Origin of the sequence: Mycobacterium sp., from assembly GCF_025933915.1 — a bacterium.
In the GTDB taxonomy this organism is placed as follows: Bacteria; Actinomycetota; Actinomycetes; order Mycobacteriales; family Mycobacteriaceae; genus Mycobacterium.
This window is the reverse complement of sequence record NZ_JAICZA010000154.1, coordinates 1-11,200: the sequence shown is the minus strand read 5'-3', so window position 1 is coordinate 11,200 and position 11,200 is coordinate 1. Positions and strand designations below refer to the sequence as shown.

Here is an 11,200-nt window from a genome sequence, read left to right as displayed (position 1 = left end):
GGTGCCCGGGCGGGGATGCTCGTCGCGTTCCACCCGGCCGTCGGGCGTCGGCACGTCGATCAGGGATCGATCGAAGCGGCGCTCCTCGATGGCCGCGGCGGCGCGGCTTTGGCTCTGCGTGGCGTAGGCATCGACGACCTCGCGGCCGAATCCCTCCAGGGTGGCGATCAGGTCAGCCGAAATACCTTGTGGGACAGTAGGGTACATCGCACGAAGCTCGGGGTTGTTGCCGTCGATCGTCGGGACTCCGGCCGTGACGCCCCACCGCGACATCGACTCGACGCCGCCGGCGATCACCAAATCCTCGCTGCCCGCGGCGATGCCCGCCGCGGCAACGGTGACGGCCTGCTGGCCCGAGCCGCAGAAGCGGCTCAACGTCATCCCGGGAACCGTCTCCGGCCAGCCGGCCAACAGCACCGCCAGCCGGGCGATGTCGTCGCCATGATCCCCGCTGAGGATGCCGTTGCCGGCGATCACGTCATCGACGTCGACCGGATCGAAGTCGGTCCGCTCGCCCAGCGCGGCGAGGCAGCGGGCGAGCAGGGCCTGTGGGTGAACCGCGTGCAGCCCGCCGTCGGGGCGGCCTCGCCCGCGGGGCGTGCGTACCGCGTCGAGAATCCAGGCGTCGATGGCGGACTCCGATCGTCGTGGAGCGGCTCAGGTCACCACCGATCGTAATTCGTCTCTCGGCTATGGAGAACTATCTTCTCCAAATTCGCAAAGCTGTTCTCGTGTTTTATGGGGGCGCGGCTAGGGCTCAGCCGAAGTCGGTGCTGCTGGTGAGCCCTTCCCAGTTGCGGATCTCGCCGGCCCGCGCGTCCGCGACGTAGCGATAGGCGGCCAGCGCGTCGGGACCAAGCAGCAGAAATGCCGGGGGTTCAGGCGATTCGACGGCCGCGATGATCGCGTCGCCCGCCTTCGCGGGGTCGCCGGGCTGGTTGCCGTGCATGGTGTCGTTCTCCTTGCGACGCTGCCCGGCGGTCGCGGCGTAGTCGTCGATGACTGTGGCCGACTGGATCAGCGACCGCCCGGCGAAGTCGGTGCGGAAGGCACCGGGCTCGACGATGGTCACCGAAATACCCAGCGGCGCAAGCTCACCCCGAAGGGACCCGCTCATGCCCTCGATCGCCGCCTTGGCCGCCGAGTAGTAGCCGGATCCCACCGGGGTCAGCTGGGCACCGATCGAGGAGATGTTCACTATCGCGCCGCGGCGGCGGGCCCGCATGTCGGGCAGCACGGCCTTGATCATGGCGACGGTGCCGAAAAAGTGCGTCTCGAACAACGCGCGGACGTCGGCGTCGCCGCCCTCCTCGACCGCGGCGCGATAACCGTAGCCGGCGTTGTTGACCAGCACGTCGATGTGGGCGAACCGTTCTCGTGCCTGCTGCACGGCCGACGCGACCTGGGCGGGTTTGGTGACATCGAGGGCGACCGCGAGCACCCGCTCGGGTGCCGACTCGGCCAGGCCGGCGACCGTGGCGGCGTCACGTGCGGTGACGACGGCGTTGTGGCCGGCCCCGATGACGGCCTCGGCGAGTGCGCGACCGAGTCCGGTCGAACACCCGGTGATGAGCCATGTGGACATGAGAATTCCCGCCTCACTCTCCAAATCGAGGGCCGTCGAATCGATCACGAGTGATGAATTCTGCGACCGGCCGGCGGCGCAACCTGGTCAGCTGCCGCACCGGTTTGCCGAGCGGCACGACGGCGGCGACCGCGTTCAACTCGGGGATGCCCAGCAGCCGGCGGACGCGTTCTTCGGCCGCGATGGCCATCGTCGTGATGGTGCCGCCGTAGCCCTCGCTTCGCGCGGCGAGCAAGATGTTCCAAATCAGCGGATACACCGACGCGCCACCGGCGACGCCGACGCGGTCCAGATGCTGATCGATGGCGGCGACGACGGTCAGGTCGACCGAGACGACAAGGACCACAGGCGCTTTCGCGATCGGGGCCACAAACGTGTCGGGGATCTCCGTCTCATCGATGACCTCTTGCGGCACCCCGCTGGGATAGATTGAATTCCAGGGGTTTTCACCCGCCTGCAGCTGCGCGAAGTAGCGGCGCGCGGCGGGCACACCGAACTCGGCCAGCGCGTGCCGGACCGCTTCGTCGCGGACCACGGTGACGTGGGCCCCCTGCCTGTTGCCCCCGCTGGGAGCGAACCGGGCGTTGTCGAAGATGCGCGCCAGCACCTCGTCGGGCAGGGGGTCGTCGGTGAATTCCCTTGCGGCGAACGTCGTTCGCATCACGTCGTACAGCTGCATGGCGGGGTGGCTCATCAACTGGCCGTCGCGCACCGCTGAAGGCGGAACGTACGCTCGAACCCGGCCGGCTGCGTCGTCAAGGTCACTTCCACCGCACCGCTGGGGGCGATGACGTAGCGCTCCTCGACATCGGGTCCGTCCCGCCCCTCTTCCCAGCGGCCGACCGGCTGACACCCGAGGTCCTCCCGGTCGTAGAGAGCCGGGTCGAACGGAAACAGCACGGGGTCATACGGCGTGACGTCACCGTCGGGGCGCCCGTTGACCAGGCGGCTGCACTCCACGAACCGGAAGTGTCCGATGTTGTGCGCCGCTCGATATTTCCGCTTCACCACGAGCGGGGTTCGCCCGTCGTCGGGGAGCGAGACGTCCTTGCACACAATCGGGTCGAAGACGACCCCCGCACCGGCCTCGGCCTCCCGGAAGACCCCGAAATTTCTCGAGAAGCGTTCGGACACAGCGAAACCCGACTCGTTGTCGAGAAATACGGCAAGACCGATGGCCGTGGCGGCGAAGGGGTGCGGCGAGCGTTTGACCCGCTTCTCGCCGAAGGTGCTGCGCAGCATCCGGGACACCAGCGGGAACCCGCCGGCCCCGCCGACGACGTAAATGCCCGCCACCTCCGAGAGGTCCACGTCCTTGCGGCCGTGCGCCGGGTCGCGCAGAACCCGGTCGAGCAGCGTCATCGTCTGGTCGACGAGCGGCGCGCACGCCTCGTAGACGTCGTCGATGGCACAGGAGAACGGGGGCCGGTCGAGGGGGGAGAGGTCCACCAGAAAGCGGCGCGTCTGCGGCCCGACGGCATCCTTGCGCGCGGCGCATTCTTCGGCCAACAGGTCGCGTGTGGCGGCGTCGATGCCGGGCAGGTCCGCGCCGGCCAGCACCAGCTCGACGATCGCCTCGTCGAAGTCGTCACCGCCGAGGCGTTGGATGCCCTCACTGATGACGACCTCGTTCGCGTGCCCGGTCATCTTCAGCAGCGAGGCGTCGAACGTGCCCCCGCCCAGGTCGTAGATGAGGATGTATTCGCGTTTGGTGGTGATGGTGGAGCGGTATCGGTGGGCGTATTCCAGGCTGGCCGCGGACGGCTCGTTGAGCAGGGCCACGACGCTAAAACCCGCGGCCACGTAGGCGTCCAGTGTCAGGAGGCGCTGCGCGCTCGACGCGTTGGCCGGCACGCTGATCGCGGCTTCGATCGGTTCGCCTGCGGCCAGGGTGGCGTTCGAGTGCCGCTGCAGGTCGGTTCTCAGCTGCGCCAGGAAGCCGGTCAGAAGCTCGGCCAGGCGGTGGTCACGGCCGGCCAGCCGCACCTCGGTCTGCGGCCCGGCGTCGTTGAGCAGGCGTTTGAACGAGCGCAGCACCGACCATCCCGGATCGTGCCGGACGGCGGCGGCGTCGGCGCCGAAGCGCAACTCCCCGGCGCCGTTGGCCGCGACGATCGACGGCCACGTGTCCACGCCGTCGAAGGAGACGACCGGATAGTTGCCTCGGTCGACGGCCGCGACGACGGTGTGGGTGGTGCCGAAGTCGATGCCGACTCTCATCGCGCAAGCTTAGGACCGGGTCGCGGGCTTGGGCACGACCTTTTCGCTCGGCGCGTCCAGCACCTGTTCGGAAGGCTTCGTTTAGTACAGCGCGCGCACGGCATCGATGGTGTCGGCTTCGGCGGGGCCCTTGTCGTCGCGATACCGCACGACGCGAGCGAACCGCAGCGCCAGCCCGCCGGGGTAGCGCGACGATTTCTGCACGCCGTCCAGGGCCACCTCGACCACCTGCTCGGGTCGCACGTGCACGACGTAACCGTCTGTGCCGCCGATGGCCAGTTCGCCGAACCGGGCAGTCTGCCAGTCCAGCATGGCGTCGGTCATGCCCTTGAAAGTCTTTCCCACCATGGTGAATTCGCCGGTGATCGGGTCGCGCGCGCCCAGATGGATATTCGAGAGTTTGCCGTGGCGACGCCCCGATCCCCACTCCACCGCGAGCACCACCAGGTCCAGCGTGTGCACCGGCTTGACCTTCAGCCAGCCCGCGCCGCGGCGACCCGCCTGATACGGCGCGCCCGGCGCCTTCGCCAGCACGCCCTCGTGACCGGCGGCCAGCGTCGCGTCCAGGAACCCGCGCGCTTCGACCGGGTCGGAGGTGAGCAGCCGATCGACGCGCTGCGCGGGCGGGACCAACGCGTCCAGGGCGGCCAGCCGGTCGGTGGTCGGCGCGTCGAGCAGGTCAACGCCGTCGCGGTGCAGGATGTCGAAGAAGAACACCGAAAGTGGCTGCGCGGCAACGGCTGCGGCGACATCGACCGAGCGGCCGAATCGCGACGCGGTGACCTGGAAGCGCTGTGGCCGGTTGTCCGGCCGCAGCGCGATCGCCTCGCCGTCGGCGATGAGGTCGTCGACCGGCAGTGCCAGCGTCGCCTGCACCACTTCGGGCAGCCGGGCGGTGACGTCGTCGAGGGTTCTGGTGTAGACGGTGACCTCGTCACCGGCGCGGTGAATCTGTACTCGCGCCCCGTCCAGCTTGGCTTCGAAAATCGCCTGCCCGCCGTGGCGTTCGATCGCGTCGGCCACACTCGTCGCGGTCTGGGCCAGCATCGGGCCGACCGGCCGGCCGACCCGCAGGGTGAAGGCGTCCAGGGCGGCCGCGGAGCCGGACAAGGGGCCGGACAGCGCCGCCGCGGCCACCGCCGGCAGATCCCCGCCCAGCATCGCGGCCCGCTGCACCACGGCGGCGGGGATGCCGGCGGCGCTGGCCACGGCGTCGGCCATGATCCCGGCCAGCGCGCCCTGGCGCAGTTCGCCGCCCAGCAGCCGGACCAGAAACGTCTGCTCGGTTTCGGTGGCGGCGGCGAACAAGGCGGCCAGGAGTGCGGCGCGGCGAGCCTGTGCGCCTTTGCCGGCCACGGCGCCGATCTCGGAGAAGGTGGCGTCGACGCCGCCGACGGTCAGCGTGGCGTCGCGGGCCGGCGGCGGGCGCGAGCGCAACGCCGCCCAACCGACGCCGATTTGACGTTGCCGCAACTCGCCGGAAAGCCAGGACACGACGATCGTGACCAGGGTGGCGTCGGGTGCGGCCCGCCCCAGCAGGTCGGCGATATGGGCGACCTTTTTCAGCCGCGACGACGTGCTCCCGACGTCGATTGACGTCGTTGCCACGTCGAGAAGGAGCACGTTTGCCAGCTTGGCATGGCTCGGTGACAACCGCCCGGAGCGGACACGCTAGCGTGCCTACGTAACGTTACAGATTGCATGGAATCTGACAAGCCTAAAAATGGGAGGTCCGGATGGAGATCAACGGGAAGAAGGTCGTCGTCATCGGCGGCGCGTCGGGAATGGGTCGTGCCAGCGCCGAACTGCTGCACGAACGCGGCGCGGACGTCGCGGTGCTCGACCGCGAGGGCTCCGACGGTAAGACGGTTGCCGAAGGCATCGGCGGTACCTTCTACCCCGTCGACGTCACCGACTTCACCGGCACCGAGGAGACGCTGCAGGCCGCGGTCGACAAGCTCGGCGGCCTGCATGTCGTGATCACCACCGCGGGTGGCGGTATCGCCAAGCGGACGCTGACCAAGTCCGGCCCGCACGACCTCGAATCCTTCCAGTCGGTGATCGACCTCAACCTGATCGCCACCTTCAACATCAGCCGGCTGGCCGCCGCACACATGGCCAAGAACGAGCCCGAGGACCCCGACACCGGGGAGCGCGGCGTCATCATCAACACCGCTTCGATCGCGGCCTTCGAAGGTCAAATCGGGCAGGTCGCCTACACCGCCGCCAAGGCGGGGATCGCCGGCATGTGCCTGACCATGGCCCGTGACCTGGGCTCGGTGGGCATCAGGGTGCTGGGGATCGCCCCGAGCCTCTTCGCGACGGGTCTGACCCAGGGCATTCCGGACGAATTCGCGGCGGCGCTGACCAAGGACGCGGCCTTCCCGAAGCGCCTGGGCCGTCCCGAGGAGTACGCCAAGCTGGTGGCCGCCATCGTGGACAACCCGATGCTCAACGGCCAATGCCTGCGGCTGGACGCCGGGCAGCGGTTCGCGCCCAAGTAGACGCCCCCCGGTTGGGGCCCTCCCCGTATTAAGTACACTCTTTAGGCAGCCGCCCCGCTTCCCCTCGAAGCGGGGCAGGCACCCAGCTTCGGCTCCGCGGACCGCGCAGCGGTCAGAGGGGGAGCGGGGCGATCACACCCGGCTGGCATGCGGCGCGAGGAGGGCCCTCATGGGTATCGCACTAACCGACGACCATCGTGAACTCGCCGACGTGGCTCGCGGGTTCTTGACCGCGCAAAAGGCGCGCTGGGCCGCGCGCTCGCTGCTCGACGCCTCCGACGAACCGCGCCCCGGATTCTGGCAGAACCTGGTCGAGTTGGGGTGGCTCGGCCTGCACGTCGATGAGGAGTACGGCGGCTCAGGGTTCGGGCTCCCCGAACTCGTGGTCGTGATCGAAGAACTCGGTCGCGCGGTGGCGCCGGGACCGTTCGTGCCCACCGTGATCGCCTCCGCGGTGATCGCCAAAATCGGTACGGCCGAACAGAAGTCGCGGCTGCTGCCCGGCCTGGTCGACGGAACCGTCACCGCGGGCACCGGCCTGGACGGCCAGGTACGGATCGCCGACGGCGTCGCCGATGGTGAGGCCGGAATCGTGCTGGGTGCCGGGCTTGCCGAGCTGCTGCTGATCGCCGCGGGCGACGACGTGCTGGTGCTCGAGCGCGACCGCGAGGGTGTCTCGGTCGAGGTGCCGGAAAACTTCGATCCGACACGGCGATCCGGGCGGGTTCGTCTGCAGAACGTGCGGGTGTCCGACGCCGACATCCTGGCAGGGGCGCGGCAATCGGCACTGGCCCTGGCGCGAACCTTGCTGGCCGCCGAGGCGGTGGGCGGTGCGTCGGACTGCGTCGACGCCGCCGTCGACTACGCGAAGGTGCGGCAGCAATTCGGGCGCACCATCGCCACATTCCAAGCGGTCAAGCATCACTGCGCGAACATGCTCGTTGGCGCCGAGTCCGGGATCGCCGCCGTCTGGGACGCCGCACGCGCGGCGGGCGAGGACACCTCGGCGGACGAGGCGCAATTCCGTCTCATCGCCGCGGTGGCCGCGGCGCTGGCGTTCCCCGCCTACGTCCGCAACGCCGAACTCAACATCCAGGTGCACGGGGGCATCGGATTCACCTGGGAACACGACGCGCATCTGCACCTGCGTCGCGCGGTGGTGACCACGGCACTGTTCGGCGGCGACGCACCGGCCGCCGACGTCTTCGAGCGGACCGCCGCCGGCGCCGTCCGCGAAAACAGCCTCGACCTGCCGCCCGAGGCCGAGGAACTGCGCACCAGCGTCCGCGCCGACGCCACCGCGATCGCCGCCCTGGACAAGGAGGCCCAGCGCGACAAGCTGATCGAGACCGGCTACGTGATGCCGCACTGGCCCAAGCCGTGGGGGCGCGCGGCCGACGCGGTCGAGCAACTGGTGATCGAGGAGGAGTTCCGCGCGGCCGGAATCAAGCGGCCCGACTACGGGATCACCGGCTGGGTAATCCTGACCCTCATCCAGCACGGAACGCCTTGGCAGATCGAACGATTCGTGGAGAAGGCGCTGCGCAAGGACGAGATCTGGTGCCAGCTGTTCTCCGAGCCCGACGCCGGCTCCGACGCTGCCTCCATCAAAACGCGCGCCACCCGGGTGGAGGGTGGCTGGAAGATCAACGGCCAGAAGGTGTGGACCAGCGGTGCGCACTACTGCGCGCGCGGCCTGGCCACGGTGCGCACCGATCCCGACGCCCCCAAGCATGCCGGCATCACCACGGTGATCGTCGACATGAAGGCGCCCGAGGTCGAGGTACGCCCGCTGCGACAGATCACCGGCGGTTCGGACTTCAACGAGGTGTTCTTCAACGACCTGTTCGTGCCCGACGAAGATGTCGTCGGAACGCCCAACTCCGGTTGGACGGTCGCACGCGCGACGCTGGGCAACGAGCGGGTCAGCATCGGCGGCAGCGGGTCGTTCTACGAAGGGCTGGCCGCGCAACTGGTGCAGCTGACCCAGGAACGACCGGATCGGTTGGCGGGCGGGCAAATTCGGGTGGGGACATACCTCGCCGGGGAAACCGCACTGCGGCTACTGAACCTGCGGCGCGTCGCGCGCAGCGTCGAGGGCGCGGGCCCGGGCCCGGAGGGCAACGTCACCAAGCTGAAGCTGGCCGATCACATGGTGGAAGGCGCCGCGATCATGGCGGCGCTGCTGGGCCCCGAGGTCGCACTGCTCGACGGGCCGGGCGCCCTGGCCGGCCGGCTGATGATGGGAGCCCGCGGCATGGCGATCGCCGGCGGCACCTCGGAGGTGACCCGCAATCAGATCGCCGAGCGGATTCTCGGCATGCCGCGCGACCCGCTGATCAACTAACCTCTGCGTCTGCTCGCGCCAATCAAGCCGGCGCGAACTGCGGTGCGCCGGCGCTACCCCGCTCCGGGCGGAGCGCGACCGGCATCCCGCAGGTCACCGAATCCGGTTCGCAGTCAACGATATTGGCCGCCACCCGGAGACCGCTCTGTTCGGCGAGTTCGACGATGGCGATGACGTAAGGGGTGGGGATCTCCGGGTTGTACGGGTGGTGGTTGACCGTGTAGGTGAACACCGTGCCGCGCCCGGAGACCTCCCGTGCGACCAGCGATCCCCCGCACTCGCGGCATTCGCCGCTCGCCGGATGCACCCAGCGCGCACAGTCGTCGCAGTACTCGATGAGCAGCGGCCCGTCTGACACGACGAATACAGTACACTCTATTGATTCGACGCGGCGACGGTGTGGTCTGACGGGCGGTGTGCATGACGCATTTCGAAAAAGACGCGATCTTGTCCGGCATCGGGATCTCCCGGATCGGCCGTCGCACCGGCATTCCGGGCGTGGAGCTGACGATGGAGGCGGTGCGTGCCGCCATCGAAGACGCGGGATTGACCTCGACCGACATCGACGGCATCGCGACGCTGGGCGACACACCCGCCGAAGACGTCAACGCCCAGCTGGGCATCGAGGCCGCGGACTGCGGGTCTGGGTTCGGCACCGGCGGCCTGCTTTCCCCGGTGATGTCGGCATGTCGCGCGGTCGCCGAACGCCGCGCCCGGCACGTGGTGGTGTACCGGACGATCCAAATGCTCGGCGGCACCGTCCCGGTCAAGCAGGACGAGAACGCCCCCGCCCCGCCGCTGGCGCGGATGTTCGAGACACCCGAAGGTGAGCCGAAGCCCGCCGTCGGCGCGATGGATGACGTCAACGATCTGGTGGCGGCCCACGCCTACTCCGCCGCCAACTGGCTGGCGCTCAATTGCCGTCGCCACATGGAGCTGTACGGGACCACCAAAGAGCAGCTCGGGTGGGTGGCGCTCAACGGCAGGCGCAACGCCGCGCTGAATTCCCGTGCGGTGTACCGCGACCCGATGACGATGGCCGACTACCTGGGCGCGCGACTGGTATCCACCCCGCTGGGGCTGCTGGACTGCGATGTGCCGATCGATGGCTCGATCGCGGTGGTGGTGTCCCGTGCGGAGTACGCCGCCGACTGTCCGCACCGCGCAGTGAAAGTGGAGGCGATCGGCGGATCCGACGGCGCCGGTGGCTGGTTTCACCGCGACGACTATCCGAAGATGGCGATGTCGGATGCCGCGGCGCAGATGTGGTCGCGGACGGAGCTGAAGCCGGCCGACCTCGACGTCGCCCAGTTGTACGACGGATTCACGTTTCTCACGCTGGCATGGCTGGAAGCTCTCGGGGTGTGCGGCGACGGCGAGGCCGGACCGTTCGTCGACGGCGGGGCGCGGATCGCCCGAGACGGCGTGCTGCCGCTGAACACCTACGGCGGTCAACTGTCGGCGGGGCGCATGCATGGCTACTGGGCGTTGCACGAAGGATGCCTGCAATTGCGCGGTGACGCGGGGGAGCGGCAGGTGTCGCGCCGCCCGGAAGTCGGTGTGGTGTCCGTCGGCGGGGGGCCCGTCGCGGGGTGCATGCTGCTCACCTGTTGAGCCAGAGCGTGGTTGAGCTCAAATGAGTGGGGAGCCGAAAACCGGCCACGCGGACAAGCTGGCTTCGATCCTCGCGCGGGACATCGAAGCGGATATCGTCCGCCGCGGTTGGGCCGTCGGCGAGTCGCTGGGATCCGAACTCGCTCTGCAACAGCGCTTCGGTGTGAGCCGGTCGGTGCTGCGCGAGGCCGTTCGCCTGGTCGAACACCACCAGGTCGCCCGGATGCGCCGCGGCCCCAACGGGGGCTTGTACATCTGTGAGCCGGACGCCGGGCCCGCCACCCGCGCCGTCGTCATCTATCTCGAATACCTGGGCACCACACTGGGCGACCTGCTCAACGCGCGTCTCGTGCTCGAGCCGTTGGCGGCTTCGCTCGCCGCCGAGCGCATCGACGAAGCCGGGATCGCGCGGCTGCGAGCGGTGTTGGACGCCGAGGAACAGTGGAAGCCCGGTCTACCGGCTCCGCGCGACGAGTTCCACATGGCGCTGGCCGAGCAATCCAAAAACCCGGTGCTGCAACTGTTTATCAACGTCCTGATGAGACTCACCACGCGCTACGCGTTGGCGTCGCGAACGGACTCGGCGACCGAGGCCATCGAGGCGGTCGATCACCTGCACGCCCACCACTCCAAGATCGTCGCGGCCGTCACGGCCGGTGATTCGGCGCGTGCCAAGACGCTGTCCGAGCGGCACGTCGAGGCGGTCACCGCCTGGCTGCAGCAGCATCACCCCGGCGACAAGAGCCGGGGACGCAAGCGGCGGCGCCGGCTCGATGTCGAGGCGCCGCGGGGCAAGCTCGCCGAACTGCTGGCCGTCACCATCGGTGACGACATCGCCGCCAGCGGCTGGCACGTGGGGTCGGTTTTCGGCACCGAGACGGCCCTGCTGGAGCGCTACCGGGTGAGCCGCGCGGTGCTCCGCGAGGCGGT

The 11,200-nt window shown here is 69.2% G+C and carries 9 protein-coding genes and 1 pseudogene; 4 read left to right on the top strand and 6 right to left on the bottom strand.

Going from position 1 to position 11,200, the window contains the following annotated elements; all coding sequences use genetic code 11:
- The 5 genes and pseudogenes from Q0W90_RS19865 to Q0W90_RS19845 all read right to left on the bottom strand — a co-directional run.
- Nucleotides 1-618, bottom strand: a pseudogene (locus Q0W90_RS19865) (acetyl-CoA C-acyltransferase); the annotation flags it as partial.
- A gap of 139 nt (nucleotides 619-757) precedes the next feature.
- Nucleotides 758-1,585, bottom strand: a complete 828-nt coding sequence (locus Q0W90_RS19860; protein WP_297698515.1) for an oxidoreductase — start codon at nucleotides 1,583-1,585, stop codon at nucleotides 758-760.
- A 13-nt stretch (nucleotides 1,586-1,598) separates the two neighbouring features.
- Complete coding sequence (locus Q0W90_RS19855; RefSeq protein ID WP_297599380.1) at nucleotides 1,599-2,264, bottom strand: nitroreductase family protein; 666 nt, start codon at nucleotides 2,262-2,264, stop codon at nucleotides 1,599-1,601.
- A 14-nt stretch (nucleotides 2,265-2,278) separates the two neighbouring features.
- Nucleotides 2,279-3,805 carry an Hsp70 family protein gene (locus Q0W90_RS19850; protein ID WP_297599372.1) on the bottom strand — a complete coding sequence of 509 codons (1,527 nt, stop codon included), beginning with the start codon at nucleotides 3,803-3,805 and terminating at the stop codon, nucleotides 2,279-2,281.
- Between the two features lie 81 nt (nucleotides 3,806-3,886).
- Nucleotides 3,887-5,428, bottom strand: a complete 1,542-nt coding sequence (locus Q0W90_RS19845) for an ATP-dependent DNA ligase (protein WP_297776103.1) — start codon at nucleotides 5,426-5,428, stop codon at nucleotides 3,887-3,889.
- Between the two features lie 113 nt (nucleotides 5,429-5,541).
- Here Q0W90_RS19845 and Q0W90_RS19840 point away from each other — a divergent pair, with 113 nt between their 5' ends.
- Together Q0W90_RS19840 and Q0W90_RS19835 are read left to right on the top strand one after the other, a co-directional pair.
- Nucleotides 5,542-6,309, top strand: a complete 768-nt coding sequence (locus tag Q0W90_RS19840) for an SDR family NAD(P)-dependent oxidoreductase (protein ID WP_067246748.1) — start codon at nucleotides 5,542-5,544, stop codon at nucleotides 6,307-6,309.
- Between the two features lie 169 nt (nucleotides 6,310-6,478).
- Complete coding sequence (locus Q0W90_RS19835) at nucleotides 6,479-8,656, top strand: acyl-CoA dehydrogenase (RefSeq protein ID WP_297776100.1); 2,178 nt, start codon at nucleotides 6,479-6,481, stop codon at nucleotides 8,654-8,656.
- 22 nt (nucleotides 8,657-8,678) lie between these two features.
- Here the strand turns inward: Q0W90_RS19835 and Q0W90_RS19830 are convergent, their stop codons facing one another.
- Complete coding sequence (locus tag Q0W90_RS19830) at nucleotides 8,679-9,014, bottom strand: OB-fold domain-containing protein (RefSeq protein WP_297599375.1); 336 nt, start codon at nucleotides 9,012-9,014, stop codon at nucleotides 8,679-8,681.
- A 62-nt stretch (nucleotides 9,015-9,076) separates the two neighbouring features.
- Here Q0W90_RS19830 and Q0W90_RS19825 point away from each other — a divergent pair, with 62 nt between their 5' ends.
- Nucleotides 9,077-10,270: a thiolase family protein gene (locus tag Q0W90_RS19825; RefSeq protein WP_297776097.1), complete on the top strand. Its 1,194-nt coding sequence runs from the start codon at nucleotides 9,077-9,079 to the stop codon at nucleotides 10,268-10,270.
- A 22-nt stretch (nucleotides 10,271-10,292) separates the two neighbouring features.
- A partial coding sequence (locus Q0W90_RS19820) for an FCD domain-containing protein (RefSeq protein WP_297776095.1) occupies nucleotides 10,293-11,200 on the top strand: 908 nt, incomplete at its 3' end.

What these genes read in the sequence shown, in the direction of transcription:
- Q0W90_RS19860 (WP_297698515.1), bottom strand. Translation starts at nt 1,585, where the DNA reads ATGTCCACATGGCTCATCACCGGGTGTTCGACCGGACTCGGTCGCGCA.
- Q0W90_RS19855 (WP_297599380.1), bottom strand. Translation starts at nt 2,264, where the DNA reads ATGCAGCTGTACGACGTGATGCGAACGACGTTCGCCGCAAGGGAATTC.
- Q0W90_RS19850 (WP_297599372.1), bottom strand. Translation starts at nt 3,805, where the DNA reads ATGAGAGTCGGCATCGACTTCGGCACCACCCACACCGTCGTCGCGGCC.
- Q0W90_RS19840 (WP_067246748.1), top strand. Translation starts at nt 5,542, where the DNA reads ATGGAGATCAACGGGAAGAAGGTCGTCGTCATCGGCGGCGCGTCGGGA.
- Q0W90_RS19835 (WP_297776100.1), top strand. Translation starts at nt 6,479, where the DNA reads ATGGGTATCGCACTAACCGACGACCATCGTGAACTCGCCGACGTGGCT.
- Q0W90_RS19825 (WP_297776097.1), top strand. Translation starts at nt 9,077, where the DNA reads ATGACGCATTTCGAAAAAGACGCGATCTTGTCCGGCATCGGGATCTCC.